The 10,424-nt window shown below is 68.0% G+C and carries 11 protein-coding genes; 3 read left to right on the forward strand and 8 right to left on the reverse strand.

What is annotated here, in order from left to right; genetic code table 11:
* Positions 1-43: 43 nt before the first annotated feature.
* A complete protein-coding gene (locus L6Q96_19125) occupies positions 44-2,200 on the reverse strand; it encodes an ATP-binding protein (GenBank protein MCK6556665.1) in 2,157 nt (718 codons plus the stop codon).
* A 306-nt stretch (positions 2,201-2,506) separates the two neighbouring features.
* On the reverse strand, positions 2,507-3,982 hold the full coding sequence (locus L6Q96_19130; protein MCK6556666.1) for a wax ester/triacylglycerol synthase family O-acyltransferase: 1,476 nt from the start codon (positions 3,980-3,982) through the stop codon (positions 2,507-2,509).
* A gap of 290 nt (positions 3,983-4,272) precedes the next feature.
* Here L6Q96_19130 and L6Q96_19135 point away from each other — a divergent pair, with 290 nt between their 5' ends.
* On the forward strand, positions 4,273-4,986 hold the full coding sequence (locus tag L6Q96_19135) for a DUF1499 domain-containing protein (GenBank protein MCK6556667.1): 714 nt from the start codon (positions 4,273-4,275) through the stop codon (positions 4,984-4,986).
* Positions 4,987-5,105: 119 nt separating this feature from the next.
* On the opposite strand, the gene thiD is transcribed toward L6Q96_19135, so the two are convergent.
* Positions 5,106-5,906, reverse strand: coding sequence for a bifunctional hydroxymethylpyrimidine kinase/phosphomethylpyrimidine kinase (gene thiD, locus L6Q96_19140; protein MCK6556668.1), 801 nt, complete (start codon positions 5,904-5,906; stop codon positions 5,106-5,108).
* A 143-nt stretch (positions 5,907-6,049) separates the two neighbouring features.
* Here thiD and L6Q96_19145 point away from each other — a divergent pair, with 143 nt between their 5' ends.
* Positions 6,050-7,054 (forward strand): NAD(P)-dependent glycerol-3-phosphate dehydrogenase, encoded by a 1,005-nt coding sequence (locus L6Q96_19145; protein ID MCK6556669.1) that lies wholly within the window; start codon positions 6,050-6,052, stop codon positions 7,052-7,054.
* 173 nt (positions 7,055-7,227) lie between these two features.
* Entirely contained in the window at positions 7,228-7,464 is a 237-nt protein-coding gene (locus L6Q96_19150) for a vegetative protein (GenBank protein ID MCK6556670.1), read from the forward strand.
* Between the two features lie 39 nt (positions 7,465-7,503).
* Here the strand turns inward: L6Q96_19150 and L6Q96_19155 are convergent, their stop codons facing one another.
* The 5 genes from L6Q96_19155 to L6Q96_19175 all read right to left on the reverse strand — a co-directional run bounded on the left by L6Q96_19155 (position 7,504) and on the right by L6Q96_19175 (position 9,810).
* A complete protein-coding gene (locus tag L6Q96_19155) occupies positions 7,504-7,923 on the reverse strand; it encodes a hypothetical protein (GenBank protein ID MCK6556671.1) in 420 nt (139 codons plus the stop codon).
* A 36-nt stretch (positions 7,924-7,959) separates the two neighbouring features.
* Positions 7,960-8,529: a MerR family transcriptional regulator gene (locus tag L6Q96_19160; protein ID MCK6556672.1), complete on the reverse strand. Its 570-nt coding sequence runs from the start codon at positions 8,527-8,529 to the stop codon at positions 7,960-7,962.
* A gap of 21 nt (positions 8,530-8,550) precedes the next feature.
* Positions 8,551-8,742, reverse strand: a complete 192-nt coding sequence (locus L6Q96_19165; GenBank protein ID MCK6556673.1) for a hypothetical protein — start codon at positions 8,740-8,742, stop codon at positions 8,551-8,553.
* Positions 8,743-9,193: 451 nt separating this feature from the next.
* A complete protein-coding gene (locus tag L6Q96_19170; protein MCK6556674.1) occupies positions 9,194-9,601 on the reverse strand; it encodes a pilus assembly protein in 408 nt (135 codons plus the stop codon).
* Positions 9,598-9,810, reverse strand: a complete 213-nt coding sequence (locus L6Q96_19175) for a ribbon-helix-helix domain-containing protein (protein MCK6556675.1) — start codon at positions 9,808-9,810, stop codon at positions 9,598-9,600. The genes L6Q96_19170 and L6Q96_19175 overlap by 4 nt, the downstream gene beginning before the upstream one ends.
* Positions 9,811-10,424: the final 614 nt, after the last annotated feature.

The following is a 10,424-nucleotide window of genomic DNA, read 5'->3' on the forward strand; positions in this document are numbered from 1 at the left end:
CTTAATCCGCGGGCATGACAAAGGCAAAGGGGGTGGCCGCGGTTCACTTGTTGCGGCTGGGAACCGAGACGCGGAAGGTGGAGCCCTGTCCCACGGCGCTTTCGAGGGCCAGATCGCCGCCGAGGCTGTCGACGAGCCGGCGCACAACGTAAAGGCCGAGCCCGACGCCGCCGTGCCGGCGCGAATCGGAGCTGTCGGCCTGACGGAACGGCTCGAAGATCACGTTGCGGACACTGGGGTCGATGCCGATTCCCGTGTCCGTGACCGAGAACTCGATCACGCCGCGGTCGACGCGGCGCGCGCCGACGCGCACGCTGCCGCAGTCGGTGAACTTGACGGCATTGCCGATGAGGTTCTTCAGGATCACTTTGAGCTTCAACGGGTCGGTACGCAGGCGCGGCAGGCGAGCCGGCACGTCCCAAACGAAATTCAGGCCCGGCTTCTCGCGCAGGGCGCGGGTTTCGGCGTCGACTTCCTGGAGCAGGCCGGTCACGGAAACGTCCTGAATGTCCATCGGCATGCGCCCCGATTCGAGGCGACTGACATCGAGGGTCGAGTTGATCAGCTCGAGCAGCTCACCGGCGCTCTTGTCGAGGCGGCGCAGCACGTCCTCTTGTTCGCCGGCCAGCGATCCGTAGGCGCCGTCGATCAGCAAGCTCGTGTAACCGACGATGGCGTTCAGCGGCGTTCGCAGCTCGTGCGACATGGTGGCGAGGAAGTCGCTCTTGAGGCGGCTCGCCCGTCCCAGTTCTTCAACGAGCCGAGCGTTCTCCAGAGCGAGGGAGGCGATCTGCGCAATCCCACCGGCAATGCGTTCCTGGGCGGGTGCGAACGGTTCCCGGCGGCCGCGATAACAGGCGACGTGCATGCCGATCAGCGTTGTCCCCCGCCGCAACGCCATGACCATGCCCACCGTGAGTCCCATTTTATTGACGTAGCCGAGCAAGACGGGGTCCAGCAGATCGCGTCGGGTTTGCTGGAGCACATCGGCATGGCGGAACGCTTCGATTTCGCCGGCGAGGGAGGTGCCGGGTATGCGCAACACCTGCCCTGTAGCCCATTCCTCGGGGCTATACCCGTACATGGCCACAGGCACGAAGACGTGAGCCTCCGGGCGCCACATGAGGGTGTGGCTGCAGTCGCAGTCGAGGACCTGCGTCGTCAGTTGGCACAGCCGCTCGAGCAGGATAGGGGCGTCGAGCGACGAGATCATCTCCCGGCCGACGCGGGCCAGGGCGGCTCCCACTTCGGCTTCTTCCTCCTTGGCCCGGTACAGTTCGGTGGTCTCGAAGGCGACGGCGAGATGCCGCGCGAGACTCTCGAGCAATCCGACCTGGGCCGCCGTGAAGCCCGGGCCGCCGGCGTTGTTCGCGGCCACGTAAGCGCCCAGCACGCGGCCACGCACGCTCAGAGGCACGGCGGCCACCGCGCCGATCTCGAATTGCCTTAACAGAGCCGGCGTAAACGGGCCGTCGGCGTCCGCCGCCGTCATCGTAACCGACTCGCCGGCGGCCAGCCGGTCGATGGCGGGGTCACCGGGAAAGAACTCCATGGCCGCCGCCGCTTCGACAAGGCGTGCCGGCAGCCCGTGTGCACCGATCATTACGAACGCGCCGCGGCGCGAGTCCGCATAGTACGTGATGACCCGATCGCAGGGGAGCAACATTGCCGTTCGGGTCTGCACGCGTTCGAGGATGCGCTCGAGGTCCAGACTGCCGCCGATTTCCCGTACGATTTCGAGGACCGTGGCGGCGGTGTCCTCGGCCCGTTTGCGGACCGACACGTCGGTCATGATTCCGCGCAGATGATGCGGCCGGCCGGCAGCGTCCAGAGCGATGCGAACGCTGTCGTGGACCCAAACGGCGCGGCCATCGGCGGCGAGCATGCGGTATTCGATTTCGTGATCGCAGCCGGCGGCAATCGCGGCGCGGCAGGTGGCGAGGGTTACGGGTCGGTCCTCGGGGTGCAGGTGAGTGATCCAGAAGTCGGGTGCCGACACCCAGGCTGCGACCGGGTAGCCGAGAATCTGCTCGGCGCGGGGACTAACGTAAGTGAAGGCCAACGTGCCGGGGTCGGCCTCCCAGACGATGGCATCGATGCCTTCGAGGAGATCCAGGAGGTCCCTTGCGGCCGCTTCCACGGTCGTGGCAAGCGGCGCCGCATCTTGCGGTTCCAGTGGCCGTCGTAAATCGTCCGACACGTCTCTCCCGCCTCGGCGGCGGGCCCCCCCGGTCGACGGCACCCTGTGCGTCCCCGTCCGCGCGTCGCGGTCTATACCACACAACCGCCTCTGCCCGAACCGCCGCGCATGGGTTGGGTTATTCGAGATGCCGCCTCCGGGAGGGCGAGGCTCCCGCCGAGCCGTCATCAGAGCGGCGCGGCGCGGCGGGAGCCTCGCCCTCCCCATCTGATTTCTTCGCGCCGTGGGCGCAGACTCGGGAATCGTGAATCAGGGTGAGCGGGTCGCATCATGTAGAATACGTTGGCGAGTTCATGAACCGGAGTACTAAGGGGCCGCTCGGCGGGGCCGGCGCTTAGTTGCGGCCGGCGCGGCGTGCAGACGCGGCGCGGTGCAGCGCTCCAGGGCGTCGATCTCCGCGTTCAGGTGTTCGTGCAGCCGCGTCGGGTCCGGAATCGCCGCCGGATCGCTGGCAATGCCGATCCCGTAGTCGTCACCGTACGACATTAACGCGATCGACAGAGGCACACCCACCACAACGGGGGCGAACGGATAGACGGCTTCGATCTTTGCCCCGGCAGAGTAACGCACCTGCGCCGGGCCGGGCACGTTGGTGCAAATGAGGTTCAACTTCGCCGTGATCGCGCTCACGAACAGCCGGTAGACCGCCGACGGCGCCATCGCCAGCGCCTGCACCAGGAAAGGAAGCGCCGCGCCCCGCCGGTCGGACTTCGCTGCCTGCGTGCGGCGACAGATCGCTTCGATGCGCCGCATCGGATCGCGTTCGCCCACGGGCAGGGGAATGTTCAACATGCCCACCCGGTTCCCCAGCGCGTCGCGCTCACTGTCCTGCCGGAGGTTCATCGGCACCAGGCAGTTCAGCGTGTCGACGTGAACGCGGCGGCGATCGTGGTAGCGCCCAACGGCACCCGATACGGCCACGAGAACAAGATCGTTCAACGTTATGCCCAGGGCAGCCTTGATCCGCCGCAGGCGCGGCAACGGTAACGTCAGGGCATCGAGCCGTCGTCCAACCCCCGTCGCCGCATCGGCCAGCGGATCGTGGATGCCCGGACTCATCAGGTCCGCAGCCATGCCACGCAACCCGCGGGCCACACGCACGGCCTGGTCGGCAACCTCGACGGGATGCGTCATCGCCCGCAACGCCACCCCCGCCGCCGCCCCAGCCCCGGCGGCCGCGTTGCCGACCAGGTCGCGCCCGAGACGCAACAACCGCGTCGAGGCCGGCCGCGGCGGCCGCCGCGGCGCGCATCGCGGCACCCGTACCGGCTCGGCGCGGTGCGCCTGCGTCAGCGCCTCGATCGCAGCCACCGACCCCACCCCGTCGATGACTGCATGGTGAATCTTGAAGAAACACGCCGCCCGGTTCCCCTCCAAACCCTCGATCAAATACGCCTCCCATAGCGGCCGCAAGTGATCGAGCGGCGTGGCAAACACCGCCCCGCAAAAATCGAGCAGATGCCGGTCGGTTGCCGGCTCCGGCAGGACCACCTCCCGGGCATGGTAGTCCAGGTCGAAATACGGATCGTCCTCCCACTCGGGCAACCCCAACGATAGCGGCATTTCCACAACCCGCTGTTGCAGGCGGGGAACCACTATCGTCCAGCGCTGCAGGGTCGCCCGCAGGCGGTCCGGGTCCGGCGGCCGATCGAGCATCATCAGCGCCGCCACCAGGGGACGGAACGCCGGCGCGGCCTCCTCCGCGTACCAGAACAGGGCATCGGTGGGAAACATGCGGGACGTACCGCGTATCTGCCGCGCAATCCGGTCGGTCGCTGCCATGATCGGGGCTCCCTCCCCTGCAGGACGCAACTCCTGCATAGGCCGCGCCATGCGGCAGCCACCCTGCCCCCGAATCCGGCGGCGCGGCGGCTTCCCGCCCCTGAGAACATCACCGCCCGCCGCTCGCAATGCTCGGAACGCAGCGGCCTCCGCCCGCGTCGCCAACGCCCGGACCCCCCGGCTCCGATTGCACCGCCGGCCGCCCCGGCGACACCCGCGCAATTGACCGTTCCCTGACCACTGCGTATACGCACCGGCAGGCGTACACGAGCGACGGAAGGGACAAAGGCATGGCGGACACCACAGAGGGCGGAGCGAGACCGGCACTCATTCTTGGCGCGGTCAGCGTCGCCTGCTTCCTTGCCGGACCACTGCTGAGCACGGCCGATCTCGTCCCGCCCATGGCTGGCTTCGTCCTGTTTGCCCTCGGCGGTCTGCTGGCGGTTCTCACGTTCGTGATTGCGCTGGTGATCGCGGCGCGGCGCGGTTTCACCGTCGCCGGCCCCGCCTTTGTGCTCGGCCTCCTGGTCACCGGAACGTTCGCCGTCATCGCCATGCCCGGGCGCGACGTGCCGCGCATCAACGACATCACCACCGACACGGCGAATCCGCCCCAGTTCATCGTTGCGGGCACCATCCCGGCAAACCAGGGTCGCGACATGCGTTACCCCGGTCCGACCTTCGCCGACCAACAACGGGCGTTCTACACCGATCTGGCGGGGCTCCCGCTCGACATGCCGCCCGATGCCGCATTTCAGAAGGTCCTCGCGGCAGCCCGGCAGATGCCCGATTGGGAAGTGATCCGCAGCGACCAGGCAACGCACACCCTCGAAGGGGTGGCCACCTCGAAGTGGTTCCACTTCAAGGACGATTTCGTCATCGAGGTCCGCCCCGACGGAACGGGCAGCTTGGTCCAGATGCGGTCCAAGTCTCGCGATGGCCGCAGCGACCTGGGCGCCAACGCGGCCCGCATCCGCAAGTTCTTCGGTAAACTCCAGAGCTGACCCGACCCGCACCGGAAGTAGGGGCACGTCGCAACCTGCCAGCGTAGGGGCACGTCGCAACCTGCCAGCGTAGGGGCACGTCGCAACCTGCCAGCGTAGGGGCACGTCGCAACGTGCCCCTACTGGCGCCGCGCCAACCAGGCCAGGGGATTCGCCGGACCGGCGCCGTGGCCGATGGCCAGCCCACCACGGATCGCCGCCTCGATGAACTCCTTGGCCCGTTCGACCGCCCGGCCAAGCGTCAACCCGTGAGCCAGAAAAGCCGCGATCGCCGCCGAGAGTTGACACCCGGTGCCGTGCGTGTGCCGCGACGGGATACGCTCGCCGACCAGCTCCCGCACCTCGCAGCCGTCGGCGAAAACGTCGACGGCCGTGTCTCCGTGCAGGTGGCCCCCCTTCACCAAACAAGCCCTGGCTCCGCGGGCAATCAGCGCACGGGCGGCTTCGACGAGATCGGTTACCGAACTAATCTCGATGCCGGTAAGCGCACCGGCCTCGTGAATGTTCGGGGTCACTATGGTGGCCAGCGGAACGAGCTCGTCGAGCAGAACGGCGCGGGCCTCCCCGTCGAGCAGGGCGGCCCCGCTCTCCGCCACCATCACCGGGTCGACCACCAGCGTCCCGACACCGTGACGACGCACCGCATTTGCCACGGCCCCAACGATCGCCGCATTCGCGAGCATGCCCGTCTTTACCGCGTCGACGCCGATGTCCGTCGCCACCGCGTCGATTTGCCGCCCCACGAATTCCGGCGGAACGGCATGGATGCCGCTCACCCCGCAGGTGTTCTGCGCCGTCAGCGCGGTAATCGCCGTCATGCCGTACACGCCGAGGACAGTGAACGTCTTCAGGTCGGCCTGGATCCCGGCCCCCCCGCCGGAGTCGGAGCCGGCAATCGTCAACACACGGGGCATGCTCATGCCCGCAGTGTCGGGTAGACACACCGGTCGGGTCAAGGCACGGGTCTCGTTTGACCCGTCGCCATGGCGACCGCAGCCGTGTGAGCGGCCGTCATTGCCTGCGCGCGCAAGATGTGCGAAGCGGCCAGCGGGAGGATCTCGCGATGCGGATCGGCGTCATCGGCGGTGGTAGCTGGGGAACGGCCCTGGCCAAGCTGCTGGCCGACCTCGACCACGACGTGGTGCTCTGGTGTCGTGAACCCGAGCTGAGCGCGGCAATCCACCGGACCCGGACAAACCCGACCTACCTGCCTGACTTCGTGCTCCCGCCGCGCTTGCAGGCGACCAGCGATATCCCGGCCGCCGTGCGCGGTGCCGAGTTGCTGCTCGCCGTCACGCCGTCGCATGCGCTGCGTGCGGTCATGGAACGGGTTCGCCCGCACATCACCGGAACGCCCTATCTGGTCAGCGCCTCGAAGGGGATCGAGGACGTAACGCTGGCGCGAATGTCGGAAGTGCTGCTCGACGTTTGCGGGCCCGAGTCGCAGGCCCGCATTGCGGCGCTATCGGGCCCGAGCTTTGCCCGCGAGGTCGCCGCCGGCATGCCGACGGCGGTTACCGCCGCAGCCTACGAGCGGCGCACGGCGGAAGCGGTGCAGGCGGTATTCAGAGCCCCGACTTTTCGCGTCTACACCGTCGACGACATCGTCGGCGTCGAGATCGGTGGGGCGGCCAAGAACGTCATTGCCATTGCCGCGGGCGTCAGCGACGGCCTCGGGCTCGGTCATAGCAGCCGCGCCGCGCTGATTACCCGCGGCGTCGCGGAGATTGCGCGACTCGTGGGCAAGCTCGGCGGCGACCCGCGGACCGTTTCCGGTCTCTCGGGGGTCGGCGACCTGGTGCTTACGTGCACCGGCGACCTCAGCCGCAACCGCACCGTCGGCCTGCGCCTCGGCAAGGGCGAGAAGCTGACCGACGTGCTCGCCTCGATGACCATGGTTGCCGAAGGGGTGCGCAACAGCACCACGGTATGCGCTTTGGCCGCCCGGGCGGGCGTTGAAATGCCGATTGCGGAACAGGTGCGCCTAATGCTCCACGCCGACAAACCGGCCTCGCAAGCGCTGATCGACCTGCTGCGGCGCTCGGCCAAGCCGGAGTTCTGGAGTTGAAGGCGGGCCGGAGAACGCGCTGGGCCCCCCTTTACCCGGGACGGGGTGCGGGCTCGATCCCGGCGGGCTGCCGGCGCTGGAAAGCCGGGCCCGGCCTTAGTATGAATGCCGCATTCCGATTCGGTGTGCGCGGCATCGTCGCGGCCACCCAATCCCGGGCAGACGGAGGAGACATGGCGAACAAGGGAACGTGCAAGGCCGAGGGCTGCGAGAAGGAGGTACAGGCAAAGGGGTATTGTCCCCGGCACTACGCCAAATGGCGCAAGGGTGCGATGCCGAAACCGCGCTACAAGACCTGCAACGAAGAGGGCTGCCGCAAGCGCCAGGACCGGCGCGGGCTCTGCCCGGAACACTTCGCCAAACACTACACCAGGGCAAAGGCCGAAGCCGCGGCCGCAACCGCCGGGTAATCGTGGCGGCTCTCGGGGTGGCACGTCGGCCGAGCTTCGTCAGTGTCCCCCGCGTGCGCGGGGGTCGGCCCTCTCCAGTCGGCCGGCCCTGAGGTACGCGGACAGGAACGTGACACAGAGGAAGCTCTGGAAGATCCAGACCGATACCGAACCGGCTGTCGTCGTGTAGCCCGCAAGCCAGGTGTAGAGGTTGGTCACCGCCAGGCCGACGATCACCGGGCAGACAGTAAGGAACAGAACGCCGCGGCGCGCGATCGGTTGCAGGCTGCTCCACACGAGCAGCGCCGTCCAGCCGAACATCAGGGCGGCCCCCATGCCGAGAGCGGCACGCGCCTCGACGCTTGACGGAGCCGGGTCGATTCCCAGAAACGCCGCCATTATCGGCGGGTAGACCATCCCGACCCCGCAGACGGCGTCCGCCACGGCGCCGATCCAATAACTGACCTTGATCCACGTCATGGTTGATCTCCTTCCCTACTGCCGCTCGTGCTTTCGTTACACACCCCTGCGCCCGGACTGGCCGACATGCTGTGCCCCGCCCTCGTTCGCCCACGCCCGGATCGCTCGGGCATCCGCTTCTTCGATTCCCAACGCGAGCAGGAACTCGTGATGGGCTTCGGGCGCGCGCGCTTCGAACTCGCGGTGCCAGCGGCGCATGCCGTCCTGATCGAGGCCCGCAGCCCGCAACATCTGTGTCCAGACGGTGCGGTCGACCACGGCGCGGCGCGGCTTTACGGCGAGTTGCTCCAGCATCTTCGACAACAGGCGCTGCTGCGCGCGCAGCGCCTGGATCTCCTCGTCGATCTCCGCCATGCGGCGTTCGAGCACCCGTGCCGGCGGCCGGTGTTCGGACCGCAACAACACGCCGACATCATGGACGCCGAAACCGGCCTGCCGGAACATGCGGATTCGCGACAGCCTGCGCCGATCGCGATCGTCGTAGGTACGGTACCCGGATACGTTGCGCCCGGAAGCCCGGAGGAGCCCGATTCGGTCGTAGTATAGTAGTGTGCTGCGCGACAGCCCGAACAACGCGGCGAGCTCCGAGATGCGATAGTGGCCCATGCGCGAGCCTCTCGCCGCTCCTCACCTTTGCCGGCTGCGCCGGCGCACGGCCGCTATGTCTTCCACCGGAAGGCCGAGCCACTCAAGGAAGCTCGCGTGCTGTTCGGGATGTTTCTCTTCGAAGATCGCGTGCCAGCGTTGCATGTCCGCGTCGGACAGTCCCACTTCGCGTAGCATCGCCATCCATGCCTCCACTCCAACTCCGTTCTGCATGTCGCTCTCCTTTTCTGTTGCCCGCTTGCAGCCATCAAGGGACCGTAAACTGTTAAGCAGTAGACGGGTCAATGCCCCTTCTTGGCCCGAGGCCGGCTCCGAACCTTCGCGGAGCGCTCGATCGTGCGGAGCGGATGCTCCTCGGTACACGAGCAGCCTGCGGCGGTTCGCCCGTGACCGCCGGGTGTGGCGGCGGTGGCTCTACGAGGCCCGTATCCGCCACGGGCTCTGCGTGCTCGATTACGCGGCGACCTGCAACCACATCCGCCTCGTGGTGCGCGATCGGGGCGCGGGCGAGACCGCGGCGAGCATGCGACTGCTCGAGGGGTGTAGCGCGCAGCACTTCACCCGGCGCAAGGCGCGGGACGGGGCGTTCCGGGCCACCACGAGATCCGGAGGTGCGCGCGCGAGTACAGCCCCGGGGTTCCCCGCCGCGGCCGTCGAGTGGACGTCACCTCTCCGGCGGGCAGATCAGCGGGATCACCTCCCGCTTGTTGCGGCGGAACACGCTGAAGTCGGCCCGGTCCACCGTCAGCACGCTGTGGCGGGGGTGGATCTCGCTCATCCGGACGAGGCAGAGGTCGGCGAGGTCGGGCTGACGATCGGCGTAGCGCCGGGCCAGGGCTCGCAGTTGCGGGAGGTGGTCGTTGACGTCGAACGCCAGGGCGACGAGACCAGCCGTGACAAGGTCGAGGACGAGCGCGACATTCCGCACATGGAAAGCGGTCTCGGCGAGCACGGGCTCGCACGTTAGCAGTGGGTCGGTTACCTGCCCGGCCAACCCGACCGCCCACGTATGGTGACGGTCGTGGCGGTTGAGGAAGGCAACGAGGAACCCGGTGTCCGCCAGCCCGTTCACGCGCGCGAGAAGCCCTTGCGGGAGGACAGATCACGCGGGCCGCTGGCGGCGCCCGCGAGACGCATGAATCGCTGCTGCGCCCTGGTCGCCCGCGCCTTTTCCAACTGGTCGCGCACGATCTTCCCCTGCGGCACGCCGGTCCTGGTCGACAGATCCTCGAGCCACGTCGCAAGGTCCTCCGGCAGACGAACCGTTATCGTATGACCCATGTGACAGATCAGTATTCGATCGACCGATCGTCCGCAAGTCCCGATGCGGGTGCGCACGCGCTGACTGCCTCCCTTCAGCCCTGGGGCCGGCGCACGCTGAGTCTCGGCCCCCCGGGGAACCCGGGGAAGGTGCGCCAGTTTGGACAGTTCTCCGGTGCCGTGCGAGCGGATCCGCGCGGTGGCTTCCGCCGCGAGGCTGACCTGCCCGCCGGCGCGCGCCGTAACTGGTTCGGCACTCCATCCGCGGGCGCCGCCGAGCTGGCCTCTTCGCCGTACTCGTACTCGTACACGGCCACTTCCTCGTAGACGTCCAAGCGCTCGTGGCCCAACTTCATCGCTGCGTGCCCTCAGTCCGTGCACGAGTACGCGTACCGCTTCGCTGAGTACGTGTACGGAGTGGCAGCCGAAGTCTCCAAACCTCGGATCGCGCGTCCTCCGACTGAGTACATGAACGCCGCAGGGGCGTGCTCTCGACACGGGCACACCGGGGCGGTGTGCGAATGCGGCGGGCGCTTGCGCCTGGTAACGACCATTGCCGACACGTCCGCCGGCCCGTCCGCCGAAGGCTTCGGGCCGCAGGCGAGAGGCCTCCGGAGTGCGGGTCCGCCGGTGAT

The sequence above is a fragment of the Candidatus Binatia bacterium genome (genome assembly GCA_023150935.1).
Lineage (GTDB): Bacteria > Desulfobacterota > Binatia > HRBIN30 > HRBIN30 > JAKLJW01.